Genomic DNA, 16335 nt, shown 5'->3' on the forward strand with positions numbered 1-16335 from the left:
TGGTTCTGGTGTGGGCCACAGCAGGACGTTCCACGCTGGACGGACAGGGAGATGACGGTCATGGATCCCAGCGCACACCCTGCCGGCACCGCGCACGACCACGCCGAACACCAGGCACACGCGGGTCACGGCGGGCACCCCATGGACGGGGTGACGTGGGGGGCCGCGGCGAAGGCGACGCTGCACTGCCTGACCGGGTGCGCGATCGGTGAGATCCTCGGCATGGCGATCGGCACGGCCCTGGTGTGGGGCAACGTGGAGACCACGGCCCTGGCGATCGTGCTGGCCTTCGTGTGTTCGGGTACTCGCTGACCCTGTTCGCGATCCGCAAGGCGGGCCTGGGCTTCAACACCGCGATCAAGGTGGCGCTGGCCGCCGACACCGTCTCCATCATCGTGATGGAACTCGTCGACAACGGGATCATCGCCCTGGTTGCCGGCGCGATGGACGCCCACCTGGGCGAAGCCCTGTTCTGGACGTCCCTGCTGGGCGGCTTCGTGATCGCCTTCCTGCTGACGACCCCGGTGAACAAGTGGATGATCGGCCGCGGCAAGGGCCACGCCGTCGTCCACGCCTACCACTGACCCCGGCGGGCCGCACCTGCCCGGTCGCACCATCGCGGTGTGACCGCAGCCTCACGTCCGTGCCAGATGGGGGGTTGGGATCGGTAAACGTCGTTGATGGTGTGACCGGTGGCGGATGGCGGAGGTCCGGCTCTTCTTCTCGACCGGGATCCCGAGTTCGCGCGAAGCGCGTCGCGCAGGGTGGCGGGGTTCATGGGCCGGCTCGCCCGCCGACCGGGGAAGAGCCAGAGTCAGACGAGGAAGGCGCCGACCGGGACGCGGGTGAGGGTCTGTCAAACTAGCGCTGTAACTGGGGTGGTTGGGTGACTGGCGGGCGGCTGAGAGCCGGCCGTCGAAGGTGATGTCGAAGGCGTTCAGCGCGGTCTTCCAGCGCATGGTCCAGCGGGCCTGGCCCTTGCCGGTGGGATCGAGCGACATGATCGCCATGTAGACGCACTTCAACGCGGCCTGCCGTTGGGGAAGTGTCCGCGGGCCTTGACCGCCCGGCGGATGCGGGCATTCACCGATTCGATCGCGTTCGTGGTGCAGACGATGCGGCGGATCTCGGTGTCGAACCGCAGGAAGGGGGTGAACTCTTCCCAGGCGTTCTCCCACAGTTTGACGATCGCCGGATACTTCCGGCCCCAGGCGTCGGCGAACTCGGCGAACCGCTCCAGGGCGGCCTCCTCCGTGGGCGCGGTGTAGACGGGCTTGAGGAGGCGGGCGATCTTGTCCCAGTCCTGGCGGGCGGCATAGCGGAAAGAGTTCCGCAGCAGATGGACCACGCAGGTCTGCACGATGGTGCGGGGCCAGACGGTCTCCACCGCCTCGGGCAGGCCCTTGAGCCCGTCGCAGACCAGCATCAGCACATCGTTCACGCCGCGGTTCTTGATCTCGGTGAGGATGTGCGGCCAGTGTTTGGCGCCCTCGCCGCCGTCTCCGGCCCACAGGCCGAGGATCTCGCGTCGGCCCTCGGTGGTGACGGCCAGGGCCACGTAGACGGGCCGGTTGGCGACCGCGCCGTCGCGGATCTTCACGTGGATGGCGTCGATGAAGACGACCGGGTAGACGGCGTCGAGAGGCCTGCTCTGCCATTCGGCCATGCCCTCGGGGACCTTGTCGGTGATGGTGGAGATGGTCTGGCGGGAGACCTCGGCGCCATAGACCTCGGCCAGGTGGGCCTGCACCTCACCGGTGGTCAGGCCCTTCGCGGCCAGCGAGATCACCATCTCGTCGACACCGGTCAGACGCTTCTGTCGTTTCTTGACGATCCTCGGTTCGAAGGAGCCGTCCCGGTCGCGGGGCACGACGATCTCCACCGGTCCAACGTCGGTCAGCACGGTCTTGGAGCGCTTTCCGTTGCGGGAATTGCCACCATCCCTGCCCGCCGGATCGTGCTTGTCATAGCCGAGGTGGTCGGTGATCTCGCCCTCCAGGGCGGTCTCCAGCAGCCGCTTGGTCAACTGCTGCAGCAGCCCGCCCTCGCCGGTCAGCCGCAGGCCCTCGGCCTGAGCCCGGCTCACCAGCTCATCGATCAGCTGGTCGTCCACGGCCTTCGCCGACACAGCCACTGCCGAACTCGACAGCGTCCTGCTCAGCCACGTTCTCACTGGTCATCGATGCATTTTCCATGATCGGGAGTTACACCGAACGATTTACAGTCCCGGTCTGAACCCTGGGGGCTGTCACGTTGGTTGATCGGGTGGGATGATCTTCTGGTTGATCGTGTTGGAGGGGCTGTCCGTGGGGGCCGTGCCGCCGTCGTACAGGGGGCACCGATACCCGGTCGAGGTGCGGTCGACCAGGACGGCAACGTCCTGGACATTCTCGTGCAGGACCGCCGGGACAAGGCCGCGGCCAGGCGTTTCTTCCGAAGGCTGATGAAGAAGACCCGCACGGTGCCCAGGGTGATCGTCACCGACAAGCTCCGCTCCTACGGCGCCGCCCACCGCGAGGTCATGCCCTGCGTCGGGCACCGGCAGTCGAAATACCTCAACAACCGGGCCGAGAACAGCCACCAGCCCGTCAGACAGCGCGAACGGGCGCTGAAAGGCTTCCGCTCCGTGGGCGGGGCCCAGCGGTTCCTGTCCGCGTTCAGCGGCATCTCACCCCACTTCCGGCCCCGCCGACACCTGATGACAGCTGCCACCCACCGAGCCGAGATGAGCATCCGCTTCGCGATCTGGGACCCGTCCAGCGACCATGCTCCGCGGACTGGAGGAAGTCGAGGAACTTCTCCGAGGCTTCCTTCTTCGAGGCGGTCGCGGAAATCCATGGCCCCGAGCCCAGGCCGCCCGCGAAGAGGCCGGGACCGCGGGGTGCGGGGAAGGGGATGTAGCCGGCATCGAAGTCCGCGTTGTCGTCGATCTCGCCGACCAGCCAGCTGCCGGTGGGGATCATGGCGGCCTTGCCGGAGTAGAACATCGAGGTCGAGGTGTCGTAGTCCACCGAAGTGGGTGACTCGGGGAGATATCCTGCCCTGTTTAAGTCAGCCCACAGTTGCAGCGCCGCGGTGACCTGCGAGGAGTCCCAAGATTTCTCGCCGCTGAACAGGGCCTCCATCCCGTCCTCGCCGATCGCACTGGACAAGGCCATGCTCAGGAGGTGCCCGCCCTCCCAGCCCTCCTTGTCGCCCACGGCCAGCGGCACCTTGCCGGACCCGCGGATCTTTTCCGCGGCCTTCGTGAGGTCGGCCGGGTTCCGCGGCGGGGCGAGGTCGAGGTCGGCGAAGATCTTCTTGTTGTAGAAGAGGCCGATGGTCTCGAGCTCGCCGGGTATCCCGTAGAGCTTTCCGCCGTAGGTGACGCGTTCCCTGGCGAAGTCGAAGACCTTCCAGTCGGCTGGTGCTGGCCAGCACGGGCCTGTCGTTCGGCACGTTCTTCATGCGCGCGTTCTTCTCGGACCTGCCCGTCGAGGTGGAGCAGGCCGCGCGCATCGACGGAGCCACCGAGTGGCAGATCTTCCAGAAGATCATGCTGCCCCTGGTCACGTCAGGTATGGGCGCATTGGGTGTATTCACCTTTTTGCAGAACTGGAACAACTTCCTGGTGCCGCTGCTGTACATCCCCAGCGGTGAGTACCGGCCGCTCACGACGGGCCTGTACCTCTTCCTCGGGGGGCGTTCCATCGACATCGGGCCGCTGGCGGCGGGCACGCTGATCACCGTTCTGCCCGTCGTAGTGCTTTTCGTCGCGCTGCACAGGCAGGTCACCCAGGGTTTCCTCTCCGGGGCTGTCAAGGGATGACCCCGGCACTTCTCCTCTTCTTCCGAACTGTGGGGACGCGATTTGCACGACGTACTTGACCCGCGCGACCTCGTACCCGACGAGGCCGAGCAGCTCGCCCTCAGCGGGTACCCGGTCGGTGACCTGTGGGCCGCTGCCCGTGAAGCGGCAGCCGAGGGCGACCTTGCCGAACTGGCCGAGGTGCGGGCGCGGCTGGCGGTGCTCGAACGGGATCTCGGCTGGGCATTCGAGGAGCCGGGGGAGGACCGGGTACTTCTGGAGCACGCCGCCGCGGTCACACCGGTCCGGGCCGATCCGCAGCTCCTGCCGGAGCGCATCCGGGGGGCCTGGCTGGGCCGCGCGGTGGGCAACACGCTCGGCAAGCCGGTGGAGGGACTGACCCGTGCGGAGGTCGCGATCTATCTGCGGGCCTCGGGGCAGTGGCCGCAGACCGGATACGTTCCCCTGCTGAGCCCGTTGCCCGAAGGGGTCCGGGCGCTGCACCCCTGCGCACCGGTCGCGACGGCCGGCCGCTTCACCGACGTGCCCCGCGGCGACGACATCGACTGGACGATCCTGACCCTGCACGTCATGGAGACGCACGGCGCCGGCTTCACGACGGAGCAGATCGCGGCCACATGGCTGGACCGAGTGCCGTTCACCCAGACCTACACCGCCGAGCGGGCCGCGTACCGCAACCTGATCGGAGGTCTGCCCCCGCCCGCCACGGCGACCACCGACAACCCGTACCGGGAGTGGATCGGGGCGCTCATCCGGGGCGACGCCTTCGGCTATGTATCGCCCGGTGATCCTTCGGGTGCGGCCCGCATGGCGCTCGTGGACGCCCGGCTGAGCCACACGGCCAACGGCGCATACGGCGAGATGTGGGCGGCGGCGCTCGTCGCTGCGGCGCTCGCCGCCGACAGCGTCGAACAGGCCTTTCGTCTCGCGCTGTCCGTGGTACCGCCCCGGTCGAGGCTCCACTTCGTGCTCGCTGGTGTGCTCTCACTGCACGAGCGGGGTGCCGGCCACGTCGAAGCACTCGACTGGGTGGACAGGACACTCGGGGACTATCCCTGGGTGCACACGCTCAACAACGCGGCACTCATCTCGACCGCCGAGTGCTTTGCCCAGTGTGTACAGGTCGGCGCGCACGCCTTCGTGGTCGAGTGCGAGTACGGGTCCGGTCCGGCACAGGCCGGACTGGATCTCGTCTGCGATCAGCAGAACGCCACGCTGATCACACAGCTCCCTTACCCGCCTGAAGTATCCGGCCGGCGGCACGATGACACCCGCCTCGCCCTGCACCGGTTCGAGCAGAACCGCCGCAGTCCGGTCGGTCAGCGCTGTTGCCAGTGCGTCGGCGTCGCCGTAGGGCACGGAGGGGAAGCCGGGTGTGAACGGGCCGAAGCCCGTGGTGGCGTTCTCGTCGGTGGAGAAGCTCACGATGGACAGGGTACGGCCGTGGAAGTTGCCGCGGGCCGTGACGATCTCCGCCTGGTCCGTGGGTACTCCCTGACCCGGTAGGCCCATTGCCGGGCTACTTTCAGCGCGGATTCGACGGCCTCGGCGCCGGTGTTCATGGGCAGCACCATGTCGGTGCCGGTGGCGGCGGCCAGATCGCGGCAGAACGGGCCGAGGCGGTCGTGGTGGAAGGCGCGGCTGGTGAGTGTCACCCGGCCGAGCTGCTCGACGGCGGCGGTGATCAGGGCGGGGTGGCGGTGGCCGAAGTTGAGGGCGGAGTATCCGGCGAGCAGGTCGAGGTAGCGGCGGCCTGTCACGTCGGTCAGCCATGCGCCCTCGGCCTGCGTCACCACCACGGGCAGGGGGTGGTAGTTGCGGGTCGTCCAGGTCTCGTCCAGGCCGATCCAGTGGGCCGGACCGCCGGTGGCCGCGGCTGCGGGTGCGGGTGGTGCGTGCGTCATGCGGGTCCTTCGGGACGTACGGGTTCGGCGGGAAGGGTGGACAGGAAGCGGTCGACGGCCGGGGTGAGTGTGTCGGGGTTGATCACGGCGGCCAGGGGCAGTTCGGTGCGGGGTGTCAGCGGCCGGAAGCGCACCCCGGCCAGCTGCAGTACCTGTGCCGAGGCCGGTACGAGGCCGAGGCCTGCGCCGAGTGCGACCAGTCCGAGCATGGTGGTGACGTGGTCTGCCTCGGCCGCGGGTTCCAGGGCGATGCCGGCTTGGCGCAGCAGGGCGTCGAGCTGGTCCCAGTAGCCGGGTCCACTGGCCCGGGGGAAGAGCACCAGTGGCTCGCCGGCCAGGTCGTTCACTGTGACGGCGGTGGCGGAGGCGAGTGGGTGTGGTGAGGGCAGCGCCACCACCAGTGGTTCCTGCCATACGGTGCGGGAGCGCAGTCCCCGCCGGGCCGGTGGGCGTACCAGTCCCACGTCGAGTTCGGCGGTGAGCAGCGCGTCGAGCTGTTGTGGGGTTTCCATTTCGCGGACGGTGAGTGTCAGGTGCGGCAGTTGCTCCCTGCTTGGGGCGAGCAGTTGGGGAAGGGCCTGGTAGAAGGCTGATCCGACAGCGCCGATGCGTAGGGTGCCGCTGTCTCCGGAGCGGATGCCGTGGGCCAGTCGGGTGATGTGGTCCGCGCCGGCTACGACGCGGCGGGCGTGGTCCAGGATTTCCGTGCCGGCGGGGGTGAGTGACACGCCGTGCCGGTTGCGGTCGAAGAGCCGCACGTCCAGTTCGCGTTCCAGTCGCTGTACGCGTTGGCTCAGTGGTGGCTGGGCGATGCCGAGGCGCCGCGCGGCCCGGCCGAAGTGCAGTTCGTCGGCGACGGCGAGGAATGCCTCCAGCAGGCGGATCTCCATCACACCACGGTGAGTTCGTGCGGCAGTCTGTGCAAGAGGCGTGAGCCGTCTTCGGTGACGACCAGCATGTCCTCGATCATGACGGCGCCGACGTCGGGTGTGTAGGAGGGCACTTCGACGGCGAAGACCATTCCCGGTTCGATCACTGTGGTGGAGGTGGGTGAGATGTAGGGCGGTTCCTCGTGGAAGGTGTCGATGCCCACCGAGTGCCCGATGTGGCCGCGTGCGTAGGACGGGAAGCCGTTGTCGTGTACGTGGTGCATGGCGGTGCGGAAGATGTCGCCGACGACGGTGCCGGGCCGGATCATGGACCGGGCCAGGCGCTGCGCCTGGGAGAGCACGGTGTAGAGGCGTTCCGCGTCGGGGGTGCGGTGCCGGTAGGCGAAGGTTCGGCCGCCGTCGCAGCGGTAGCCGCCCACGGTGGTACCGCAGTCGAACTTCACCAGGTCGCCGGCGGTGAGCCGGCTGTCGTGGGCGCCGTAGCCGGCGGAGGTGCGGGAGCCGACGGCGGGCAGTACCCAGTTGTCGGTGTAGTCGGCGAAGCGTGGGTTGTTCAGGGCTGCCGCGGTGACGCCGGCCTGGTACAGCAGGCGTACGTCGCGTGCTGTCATGCCGTCGGCGAGTTCTTTCACGGCCGATGTCATGCCGTGTTCGGACAGTTCGACGCCCAGTGCCAGGCGGTCGATTTCCCAGGGTTCCTTGACGAGCCGGATCCTGTAGATGTCGTCGGTGAAGTCGTCCCAGCGGGTTCGGGGCGCGCAGCGTTCCAGTCGCCGCAGCGCGGGTACGGGCAGGTGTTCCAGGTCGGTGGCGGCCGTGCCGCGGTCCATGCCGGTCTGCCGCAGCGCGTCGGTCAGTACGCGGTCGAGTTCCTGGGGGTCGTACTGCTCGGGGCGTGCGGGGAGGTGGCCGGGGCCGGGTTCGGCGGCCATCTCGCGCGCGGTGTGCAGGTCGACCCACAGGCGGTAGGTGCGCAGTTCGGTGCCGGGGGCCGCGGCGCGGGCGGTTTTCTCCTCGAAGTCGCTGACCACCAGCACGACGGGTGCGGCGGGGTCGGCGGGCACCAGGGTGAAGACGGTGCCGTGCATCCGCCACCACTCGGAGACGAAGTAGCTCCTGAAGCCGGTGGCGTAGAAGAGGTTGGAGGGGGTGGCGGCGACGTAGCCGGACAGTCCTCGTTCGGTGAGGCGGCGGCGGATCGCGCTGATCGCGGTGGGGTTCACTTGCTTCCTTCGACGGGCGCGGGGACGGGGCAGGAGTGGGGGCCGGAGAGCCGCGTCCAGCGCGTTTCGCGGGCCAGGTAGGCGCTGGCGGCGGCGAGCACCGCGGTCAGCACGACGTAGACGCTCACCGCGGTGGTGGTGTGGAAGCGGTCGACGAGCAGGGTGGCGACGAGCGGTGCGGGCGCGCCGCCGACGATGCCGGCCACCTGATAGCCGAAAGAGGAGCCGGAACAGCGCAGGCGGGTGCTGTACAACTCGGTGATGAATGCGGCCATCGGCCCGTACATCACCGCCTGAGCGGCAAGGCCGATGGTGATGGCGCCGATCACGCCTGTCAGGGTCCCGGTGGCGATCATCGGCCAGGCGACGACCGCGGCGACGGCGACGGCGACGGCTCCGGCGATGTATACGGGACGCCGGCCGTAGGTGTCGGAGGCGGCAGCGGCAGCGGGGATGAGAGCGAGCTGGAGTACGGAGCCGGCGATCACGCCCCACAGGCCCCAGTTGCGTGGCAGGCCCATGGTGCCGGAGAGGTAGGAGAGCGCGAAGACGGCGAAGACGTAGTAGGACACGTCGGAGGCGATGCGCATGCCCACGGTGAGCAGCACTTCACGCCAGTGGTGGGTCAGTACCTCGCGCAGCGGAGCACGGATGGGCCGAGTCGCTTCGAACAGTGGTGATTCCTCGACCCTGATCCGCATCCACCAGCCCGCGCCTACGAGTACCGCGCTCGCCAGGAACGGCAGCCGCCAGCCCCAGGAGAGGAACGCCTCGTCGGACAGGAGGCTGCTGGCGGCGGTGAGCGCGCCCACCGCGATGAGGTTGCCCGCGGGCACCCCGAGCTGTGTCCAGGAGGTGAGCACACCGCGGCGGGCCTGCCGGCCGCCGGCTTCTGCGTGTTCCGCGGACAGGGTGACCGCGCCGGCCCACTCGCCGCCCAGGCCCAGTCCCTGTACCAGGCGCAGTACCACCAGCAGGACGGGGGCGCTCACGCCGATGGTGTCGTAGCTGGGCAGGCAGCCCATGAGGAAGGTGCCCGCGCCGGCGAGGAAGAGCGTGGCGATCAGGGCCTGTTTACGGCCCACCGTGTCGCCCATGCGTCCGAAGACCACTCCGCCGAGGGGGCGGGCGAGGAACGCGACGGCGTAGGTGGCGAAGGAGAGCAGGGTGCCGGTGGCGGGGTCGGACTCGGGGAAGAAGACGTGCGGGAACACCAGGGCGGCGGCCGACCCGAAGAGGAAGAAGTCGTACCATTCGATGGACGTGCCCGCGAAGCTGGACAGCAGGACCCGGCGCAGTCCCGTGCGGTCCGCGTTCCCGGTCGTGGAGACGGTGTCGGCCATGGGCGGCCCCCTCGACGAAATCGGATGTTCGGATCACCGTAAGAAGGCGGAACCGGCACGTCCAATATCAATACGGGCAACGGTGATACACGACATGTATCACCACCCCGCACCACCGTCCGGAGCCGGCGCTTCCCCCGGTGGCCGGAGGCGGAAACGACACCATGGGGACATCCGTGCGTCCGTGCGTCCGCACACGCGACGGTGACACATCACACGCGTCACGCCTGACGCCACACACCCCCGCGGCGTGCATCACCACCCGCCCCAGTCGGCCCGGGTCCGTCATTCCCCTTGCGTCGGAGGCGGCGAAAGGGCGTCCTGCCGAGGGGCGCCGCCGGATCCGCACATCCCTCCGCGCGACGGTGAGCACTGCGGCGAGGCCGAATGTGGCCGGACGCCTGGCCGGGAGGCCCTCCGTCTACCGGAACGGGCTTCGGCATCCCGCCCGGGCCGTAAGCCGCAATGCCCCGCCTCCGCTCCCCTACGACCGGACGCGGCCCCGGACACTTCCGGGCCCGTCGGCAGCCGTCGCGCCAGGCACATCACGACACCGCAGGCAGTCAGGCCTCCTCGGCGCGGGCTTCACCCGCCATGTACCGCCAGGCCAGGGCATGAGCCAGGGCAACCAGAACGATCAGCAGGAGCGCCCCGGTCTGAATGGGAAGCAGCCCCACGTGACGGGCGAGCCCGGGGAAAGTACCGACGATCACAATCAGACCGTAGAACAGTGCGGCAGCGGCCTGCTGCATGGTGACGTAGTGGTCGCGCCGGGCCCGCCCCAGCAGCCGCAGGGCACATCCACACCCGACCACGGAAAGAACGATGAAGGCCGTCCGCCAGATCTTCGGCTGGGCGGTACCCCCGACCTGGGCGAACAAGCTCATCAACGCAGGCAGCAAGAACGACAGGTAAATCCCGCCGACGAGACGACGCCGGCCCGGATCACGCATCCACTCGGAACGACCATGAATAATATTCCACCACAAACCACCCAAAGCGAGACAAGCCGTAGAAAAATTCGCGTAGAAAAGATTGACATTCATAAACAACAAGCGTGACAGTTCACCCCACTCACACCACACTCCACACACCCAACACACCCCAACGCCCCCACAACGGACCAACCATCACCCGGGGCGGCAGCACCCCGCACCGGGTCGAGCAGCCCGGCCGCGGCCCGGGCCCCAGGGCCGGGGCCGAAGGCCGTCACCGCGGACCGTCGCGCCTGACCTCGGTGACGGAAAGCCGGTACGCGCACATCGGGCCAGAGGCGAGCAGCACCGGGGACCCATCCCCACAGCCCGTGCACGCCTCCCCGCATGGCCGCACCCGTACTGCTGCGTCGCCGCATCCGGACAGCCGGAGTCCCCGACACCGAGCCGGCGTGCTTCACACAGCGCCCCGCATGCATCTCTTTCACTCGATTGGTGGGGATAGCCGGCTTTTCGCCCCTCCTGCCGGCCGAGGGGCCGAAGATCGGTCTGCGGCGGCTCACCGGCGTTCCGCACGCTGTTCCCGGCGGGCCCGGGCCGCGCCGATCGACCGACGAGCAGGAGGAGGGGGAGGGGGAGCGCGTATGCATCTGACTCCGCACGAGCAGGAGCGTCTGCTGGTCCATGTGGCGGCCGACGTGGCACGGCGGCGCCGTGAGCGGGGCCTGCCGCTGAACTATCCGGAGGTCGTGGCGCTGTTGACGGCGCACGTGTACGAGGAGGCCCGGGCCGGGGCGACGGTCGACGCGGTCATGGAGTCCGGCCGACGGGTGCTGACCCGGAACGACGTCATGGACGGCGTCCCGGAGATGATCAGCAACGTGCAGGTCGAGGCGACGTTCCCGGACGGGACGAAGCTGGTGACGATCCACGACCCGTTCGACGAGGCGGACAAGGAGGTGACCGTCCATCCCGGCAAGCAGGAACTCCTCCCGGACGACGAGGAACACCGGATCGCCTTCAACGAAGGCGCGGAATCCGTGGACCTGGCCGTGAGCAACCCCTCCGACCGTCCGGTCCAGGTGGGTTCCCACTACCACTTCGCCGAGGCCAACGAGGGACTCGTCTTCGACCGCGCGGCCGCGCACGGCATGCGTCTGCACATCCCCTCGGGCACCTCGGAGCGGTTCGAGCCCGGCGATGAGCGCACCGTACGGCTGGTGCCCATCGCGGGTGAGCGCGTCGTCCGCGGCCTCCGGGCCGGCAAGAGCGAGCAGGAGGCGAACCTCGATGGGCAGTGAGACCGAGCGGCCGTACGACCCGCTGACGCGCTCCAGATACGCCGACCTCTACGGCCCCACGGCCGGGGACCGGGTCCGGCTGGCCGACACGGACCTCGTGCTGCGGATCGACGCGGACTTCAGCGGCGGTCCCGGCCGCAGCGGTGACGAGATGGTCTTCGGCGGCGGCAAGGTGATCCGCGAGTCCATGGGACAGTCCCACATCCCCCGCGACGATCCCCGGGAACCGGTGGACACCGTGATCACCGGTGCGCTGATCCTGGACCACTGGGGTGTGGTGAAGGCCGACGTGGGGCTGCGCGACGGGCGGATCCACGCGATCGGCAGGGCCTACAACCCCGAGACGATGTCCCCGAGCCCGGCCGGGCTGCAGCGTGTGTCGGACTTCGCCGTCGGGCCCGAGACGGAGGTGATCTCCGGCAACGGGCGCATCCTGACCGCGGGCGGTGTCGACACACACGTGCACTTCCTGTGCCCCGGGCAGATCCACGAGGCGCTCGCCTCGGGTGTGACGACGCTGATCGGCGGCGGCACCGGGCCGGCCGAGGGCAGCAAGGCCACCACGGTGACGCCGGGCAAGTGGCACCTGCAGCGGATGTTCGAGGCGCTCGACGCGTTCCCGGTGAACATCGGACTGCTCGCCAAAGGCAGCACGGTGTCCGAGAAGGCGCTGCGCGACCAGGTCGCCGCAGGTGCCCTCGGCCTCAAGATCCACGAGGACTGGGGTGCGACACCGGCGGTGATCGACGCGGCCCTGAGGACGTGCGACGAGACCGGCATCCAGATCGCCCTGCACGCCGACTCCCTGAACGAGTCCGGGTTCGTGCAGAATACCTTCGCCGCGACGAAGGACCCCGGAAGCAAGGAGGTCCGGTACCGCAGCCTCCACGTCTTCCACGTCGAAGGCGCCGGTGGCGGCCACGCACCGGACATGATCAGTCTCGTCGGCAAACCGAACGTGCTGCCCGCGTCGACGAACCCCACCCGCCCTCTGACGGTCAACACCGTCAAGGAGCACGTCGACATGATGATCGTGTGCCACCACCTCAACCCCGAGGTCGAGGCGGACATGAAGTTCGCCGACTCCCGGATCCGCCCCTCCACCATGGCCGCCGAGGATCTCCTGCACGACATGGGCGCCATCTCGATGATGTCCTCCGACGCGCAGGCCATGGGCCGCATCGGCGAGATGATCATGCGGACCTGGCAGACCGCGCACGTCATGAAGACCCGCTACGGACACCTCCACCAGGACGACGCCCTGGCGGACAACTTCCGCGCCCGCCGCTACGTCGCCAAGTACACGATCAACCCGGCCATCACCCACGGCATCGACCATGAGGTCGGATCGGTCGAGGTGGGCAAACTGGCCGACCTGGTGCTGTGGGAGCCCGAGTTCTTCGGCGTGAAGACGCACATGGTCATCAAGGGCGGCCAGATCGCCTACGCGCAGATCGGCGACGCCAACGCCTCCATCCCCACCCCCCAGCCGTTCCTGCCCCGCCCGGTGTGGGGCTCCAGCGGCCGTTCCCCCGGCACGAACTCCTTCAACTTCGTGGCCGAACTCGCCGCCGACGGCGAACTGTCCCGCAGCGGCCTCCTCAAAGAACTGCGCGTCATCAAGGACACCCGCGGGGTGACCAAGGCCGACATGGTCCACAACGACGGCATGCCGGAGGTCGTCGTCGGGCCCGACACCTTCGACGTCACCATCGGCGGCGCCGTCGAATCGGACGTACGCACCACGGTGAACGGCCAGCAGGTCGGACTGAACTACGCCACCGAACTGCCCATGGCCCAGCGTTATTTCCTCTTCTGAGCAGCGCCGTGTCCTCTGCCGCGCGCTGCGTCCTCGTCTGTGTCGTCCGTGGCCCCGTACGGGTCACCCTCCTCGGAGAAAGGCGGGCCGCTGCTCCATGACCCGTGCCGCCCTGCTCGTCCTGGCCGACGGCCGCTTCCCGGCCGGCGGACATGCCCACTCGGGCGGTATGGAGGCCGCGGTGGCCTCCCACAGCGTGTACGACACGGCAAGCCTGGAGGCGTTCTGCCGGGGCCGTCTGCACACCGCCGGGCTGACCGCGGCCGGTCTCGCCGCCGCCGCGGCCACCGGACACGACCCCCTGGCGCTGGACGAGGCGGCCGACGCCCGCACCCCCTCGCCGGCACTGCGCCACACCGCCCGCAGGCTCGGCCGGCAGATGCTGCGGGCGGCCCGCGCCACCTGGCCCTCGCCGCACCTCGACCACCTCGCCCACAACCGGCCGCACGGGGTGCACCAGCCTGTCGTCCTCGGCGTCACGGCCCGGGCCGCCGGGCTGACACCGCTGGACGCCGCCCGGTGCGCCGCCTACGAGAGCATCGGCGGGCCGGCCACCGCCGCAGTACGGCTGCTGAGCCTGAACCCGCTCGATGCCACCGCACTCCTCGCCCGGCTCGCCGGGGAACTCGACGACGTCGCCCGGACAGCCGCTGACGCGGCAGCCCGCGTCGCCACCGACGGCGTCGGCACACTGCCCGCCGCCTCCGCACCGCTCATGGACATCCTCGGCGAGCAGCACGCCGCCAGGAGCGTCCGGCTGTTCGCATCCTGAACCCCTTCACGCCCACAGGAGCCACCGTGCACCTCGACCACTCCCCCACCGTGCCCCACCGCCACAGCCACAGCGCCGAGCCGGCGCGCCCCGACGGCAGCCGCCGCGCCCTGCGGGTCGGGCTGGGCGGGCCGGTCGGCTCGGGCAAGACCGCCACCGTCGCCGCACTGTGCCGCACCCTGCGCGACCGGCTGTCCATCGCCGTGGTCACCAACGACATCTACACCCGCGAGGACGCCGAGTTCCTGCGCCGCGAAGCCGTCCTGCCCCCGGAGCGGATCACCGCCGTGGAGACCGGGGCCTGCCCGCACACCGCGATCCGCGACGACATCTCCGCCAACCTCGAAGCAGTCGAACACCTGGAACAGACGCTGCACCCGCTGGACCTGATCCTCGTCGAATCCGGTGGCGACAACCTGACCGCCACCTTCTCCCGCGGACTCGTCGACACCCAGGTGTTCGTGATCGACGTGGCCGGCGGCGACGACATCCCCCGCAAGGGCGGCCCCGGCATCACCACCGCCGACCTCCTCGTCATCAACAAGACCGACCTCGCACCCCACGTCGGAGTCGACCTGGACACCATGGCCACCGACGCGAAGAAGCAACGCGGCACCCTGCCCGTCGCCTTCACCAGCCTCACCACCACCGACGGCATCAGCCCCGTCACCGACTGGCTCACCGAACGCCTCACCGCCTGGCGTGCCGGCGCCGCCGCATGACCGGCACCGCACCAAGTCCCGTCACCGCCCCGCCCGGGCCCGGACCCTCGGCCGACCTCGCCGACACCCGCCCCGCCACCCCGAGGCGCGGGTTCGGCCCCCGCGCGGACGGCGCCCGTAGCCCTCACCCCGCCGACGTCCACGCCACCGCCCGCATCCGCGCCGCCCACAACGGGCGCACCACGACCGTTCCCCTCCTGCACAACGACGGCCCCTTCCACCTGAAGCGACTGCGCCCCCGCGGCGAACGGGCCCGCATCACCGTGCTCGCGGCCATGAGCGCACCCCTGGGCGGAGACCGCCTCGCACTCGATGTCGTGGCCGAACCAGGGGCCCGCCTGGAGGTGACGACGGCCGCCGCCACCATCGCCCTGCGCGGCGCCACCCCCGCGCCCGCCACCTACGACGTCCGTCTCACCGTCGGCGAGGACGCCTCCCTGAACTGGCTTCCGCGGCCTCTGATCAGCACACACGGCAGCACCCTGTACCAGACCTGCACCGTTCAACTCGCCCCGAGCGCCCGCCTGCTTCTGCGCGAGGAGCAGCAGCTGGGCCGTACGGCAGAGCCACCCGGCCTGCTCTCCACCCGTCTGACCGTGCGACGCGGCGACCGCCCGCTGCTGGACCAGCACACCGTCTACGGCGAACCGGCCCCTGCCTGGGACGGCCCCGCCGTCCTGGGCTCCCACCGCGCCGTCGGCCAAGTCCTCGCCGTGCACCCCCGCCTGGCCCCCGGCCACCAGGGGCTCCTGATCGAAGACGACCCGGCCGAAGGCCACGCCCTTCTCACCCCCCTGGCCGATGCGCCCGCACTCCTCATCACCGCGATCGCCCCCACACCCGCCCGACTGCGCCAACTCCTCGACAGTGGCCTCACCCACGTCTCCTGGTAGAGGCGGGCGACCACGACGCCGGGGCTCAGTCGGAGGTTCGTCCGTGGCGGGAGCCGGAGTACGCGGCGTGGCGCAGCCGGCGCAGCCGAGCGGTGGGGTGCAGTCCGGGCAGGCTGTGGGCGTAGGGGTCGTAGGACACGGTGTGGGCCGCCGGAGCGGTGTGTACGGCTTCCAGGGACAGGGAGGCGAAGGTGCGCCAGGGTTCGTCGGGGGCAGCCGCGCGCAGGTCGAAGCGGACGGGACGGCGAGCGACCTCCTGCCACAGGGTCGGCATGGTGCGTTCCGCGGTGCCGCTCCGGCCGGGGACGGGGAAGGCCGCCAGGACCCGTTCGCGCTCGCCCACCCGGTAGGACAGCAGGGTCGAGTACGGGCCCGTCAGGGCATCGGGCCGCACAAGTGGCAGATGGCGGCCGAACCGGCCGGGACGGCTGGACGTGAACAGCACGTCGAGGGCGTTGCCCGGCCCGTCGGCATCCTCGACCCGGACGGCCAGACCCAGGCCGTCCGGCAGCCGCCGGGGCAGGCCGAGCGCACGGGACCAGCGCACCGTCACCCGGTAGGGGCCGGGCCGGTCCAGCCATGGCACACCCCACCCGCCGTCCGTGGGGCCGGTCACCGTCAGCGTCCCCGAGCACAGCACCCCGTACGGGTGCAGGGCCGGTGCCGATCGCCACCGGGCCAGACGGTCGGCCCCGCGGTGAGCGGCCCGCTCGCCGATCACGCGG

General features: G+C 69.9%; 11 protein-coding genes and 6 pseudogenes. 9 read left to right on the forward strand and 8 right to left on the reverse strand.

Annotation, left to right across the window (positions count from 1 at the left end):
- The first annotated feature begins 60 nt into the window (after window positions 1–60).
- Window positions 61–584: pseudogene (locus ABZ354_RS25840) on the forward strand (DUF4396 domain-containing protein).
- A 333-nt stretch (window positions 585–917) separates the two neighbouring features.
- Here the strand turns inward: ABZ354_RS25840 and ABZ354_RS25845 are convergent.
- A pseudogene (locus ABZ354_RS25845) lies at window positions 918–2134 on the reverse strand (IS256 family transposase); the annotation flags it as partial.
- Between the two features lie 222 nt (window positions 2135–2356).
- Here ABZ354_RS25845 and ABZ354_RS25850 point away from each other — a divergent pair.
- Window positions 2357–2668, forward strand: a pseudogene (locus ABZ354_RS25850) (DDE-type integrase/transposase/recombinase); the annotation flags it as partial.
- Here the strand turns inward: ABZ354_RS25850 and ABZ354_RS25855 are convergent.
- Window positions 2658–3359, reverse strand: a pseudogene (locus ABZ354_RS25855) (extracellular solute-binding protein); the annotation flags it as partial. The pseudogenes ABZ354_RS25850 and ABZ354_RS25855 sit on opposite strands and share 11 nt — an antisense overlap.
- 47 nt (window positions 3360–3406) lie before the next feature.
- On the opposite strand from ABZ354_RS25855, the gene ABZ354_RS25860 reads away from it, so the two are divergent.
- Entirely contained in the window at window positions 3407–3808 is a 402-nt protein-coding gene (locus tag ABZ354_RS25860) for a carbohydrate ABC transporter permease (RefSeq protein WP_358660611.1), read from the forward strand.
- 198 nt (window positions 3809–4006) lie between these two features.
- Window positions 4007–4834 (forward strand): annotated as a pseudogene (locus ABZ354_RS25865) (ADP-ribosylglycohydrolase family protein); the annotation flags it as partial.
- A 66-nt stretch (window positions 4835–4900) separates the two neighbouring features.
- On the opposite strand, the pseudogene ABZ354_RS25870 reads toward ABZ354_RS25865, so the two are convergent.
- From ABZ354_RS25870 to ABZ354_RS25890, 5 genes and pseudogenes are all read right to left on the reverse strand, one after another.
- A pseudogene (locus ABZ354_RS25870) lies at window positions 4901–5712 on the reverse strand (aminotransferase class III-fold pyridoxal phosphate-dependent enzyme); the annotation flags it as partial.
- The gene (locus ABZ354_RS25875; protein ID WP_358660613.1) at window positions 5709–6602 is read right to left on the reverse strand and encodes a LysR family transcriptional regulator; all 894 of its coding nucleotides are present in this window, start codon (window positions 6600–6602) and stop codon (window positions 5709–5711) included. The pseudogene ABZ354_RS25870 and the gene ABZ354_RS25875, both read right to left, overlap by 4 nt.
- The gene (locus tag ABZ354_RS25880; protein ID WP_358660615.1) at window positions 6602–7825 is read right to left on the reverse strand and encodes a Xaa-Pro peptidase family protein; all 1224 of its coding nucleotides are present in this window, start codon (window positions 7823–7825) and stop codon (window positions 6602–6604) included. Before ABZ354_RS25880 ends, ABZ354_RS25875 begins: the two co-directional genes overlap by 1 nt.
- The gene (locus ABZ354_RS25885) at window positions 7822–9168 is read right to left on the reverse strand and encodes an MFS transporter (RefSeq protein ID WP_358660617.1); all 1347 of its coding nucleotides are present in this window, start codon (window positions 9166–9168) and stop codon (window positions 7822–7824) included. The genes ABZ354_RS25880 and ABZ354_RS25885 overlap by 4 nt, the downstream gene beginning before the upstream one ends.
- A gap of 563 nt (window positions 9169–9731) precedes the next feature.
- Window positions 9732–10214, reverse strand: a complete 483-nt coding sequence (locus ABZ354_RS25890) for a hypothetical protein (protein ID WP_358660619.1) — start codon at window positions 10212–10214, stop codon at window positions 9732–9734.
- 533 nt (window positions 10215–10747) lie between these two features.
- On the opposite strand from ABZ354_RS25890, the gene ABZ354_RS25895 reads away from it, so the two are divergent.
- From ABZ354_RS25895 to ABZ354_RS25915, 5 genes are all read left to right on the forward strand, one after another.
- Window positions 10748–11404 (forward strand): urease subunit gamma, encoded by a 657-nt coding sequence (locus ABZ354_RS25895; protein ID WP_358660621.1) that lies wholly within the window; start codon window positions 10748–10750, stop codon window positions 11402–11404.
- Window positions 11394–13223 (forward strand): urease subunit alpha, encoded by a 1830-nt coding sequence (locus ABZ354_RS25900; protein ID WP_358660623.1) that lies wholly within the window; start codon window positions 11394–11396, stop codon window positions 13221–13223. The genes ABZ354_RS25895 and ABZ354_RS25900 overlap by 11 nt, the downstream gene beginning before the upstream one ends.
- Window positions 13224–13320: 97 nt before the next feature.
- Window positions 13321–13995, forward strand: a complete 675-nt coding sequence (locus ABZ354_RS25905; protein WP_358660624.1) for an urease accessory UreF family protein — start codon at window positions 13321–13323, stop codon at window positions 13993–13995.
- 26 nt (window positions 13996–14021) lie between these two features.
- Window positions 14022–14717, forward strand: a complete 696-nt coding sequence (gene ureG / locus ABZ354_RS25910) for an urease accessory protein UreG (RefSeq protein WP_358660626.1) — start codon at window positions 14022–14024, stop codon at window positions 14715–14717.
- Window positions 14714–15610 (forward strand): urease accessory protein UreD, encoded by an 897-nt coding sequence (locus ABZ354_RS25915; RefSeq protein ID WP_358660628.1) that lies wholly within the window; start codon window positions 14714–14716, stop codon window positions 15608–15610. Before ureG ends, ABZ354_RS25915 begins: the two co-directional genes overlap by 4 nt.
- Window positions 15611–15635: 25 nt before the next feature.
- Here the strand turns inward: ABZ354_RS25915 and ABZ354_RS25920 are convergent, their stop codons facing one another.
- On the reverse strand, window positions 15636–16331 hold the full coding sequence (locus ABZ354_RS25920; protein ID WP_358660630.1) for a phosphodiesterase: 696 nt from the start codon (window positions 16329–16331) through the stop codon (window positions 15636–15638).
- Window positions 16332–16335: the final 4 nt, after the last annotated feature.

The organism is Streptomyces sp. NPDC005925 (genome assembly GCF_040638805.1).
Taxonomy (GTDB): domain Bacteria; phylum Actinomycetota; class Actinomycetes; order Streptomycetales; family Streptomycetaceae; genus Streptomyces.

What these genes read in the sequence shown, in the direction of transcription:
- ABZ354_RS25890 (WP_358660619.1), bottom strand. Translation starts at nt 10,214, where the DNA reads ATGAATGTCAATCTTTTCTACGCGAATTTTTCTACGGCTTGTCTCGCT.
- ABZ354_RS25875 (WP_358660613.1), bottom strand. Translation starts at nt 6,602, where the DNA reads ATGGAGATCCGCCTGCTGGAGGCATTCCTCGCCGTCGCCGACGAACTG.
- ABZ354_RS25900 (WP_358660623.1), top strand. Translation starts at nt 11,394, where the DNA reads ATGGGCAGTGAGACCGAGCGGCCGTACGACCCGCTGACGCGCTCCAGA.
- ABZ354_RS25885 (WP_358660617.1), bottom strand. Translation starts at nt 9,168, where the DNA reads ATGGCCGACACCGTCTCCACGACCGGGAACGCGGACCGCACGGGACTG.
- ABZ354_RS25905 (WP_358660624.1), top strand. Translation starts at nt 13,321, where the DNA reads ATGACCCGTGCCGCCCTGCTCGTCCTGGCCGACGGCCGCTTCCCGGCC.
- ABZ354_RS25895 (WP_358660621.1), top strand. Translation starts at nt 10,748, where the DNA reads ATGCATCTGACTCCGCACGAGCAGGAGCGTCTGCTGGTCCATGTGGCG.
- ABZ354_RS25915 (WP_358660628.1), top strand. Translation starts at nt 14,714, where the DNA reads ATGACCGGCACCGCACCAAGTCCCGTCACCGCCCCGCCCGGGCCCGGA.